Here is a 247-nt window from a genome sequence, read left to right as displayed (position 1 = left end):
CGTAAAATCGCTTAAATGCTTCTTTGGCACATAGGGAAAGGTTCTGTGTGATATGTACCCATCTCTCATCCTTGACTTTAATAAGGTTGGAAATCTGCCCATAGAACCTGCCCGTATGCTGGAGAATGGCAATGGCTTCTCTCTCATTGTCCGTCATCTTAGGAATGGCAACCACTTCTCCATTAAGGAGTATTTCACGGCAGTAGTCTGAGAACTTCCGTCTTGTGCTTTCCGCCTTTGACTTGAT

The 247-nt window shown here is 44.5% G+C and carries 1 pseudogene; it reads right to left on the bottom strand.

The features are described from left to right. Positions 1-247 (bottom strand): annotated as a pseudogene (locus HMPREF2983_RS12700) (hypothetical protein); the annotation flags it as partial.

The sequence above is a fragment of the Prevotella sp. HMSC077E09 genome, assembly GCF_001814685.1.
Classification (GTDB): Bacteria; Bacteroidota; Bacteroidia; order Bacteroidales; family Bacteroidaceae; genus Prevotella; species Prevotella oris.
This window is presented reverse-complemented; position numbering and strand designations above follow the sequence as displayed.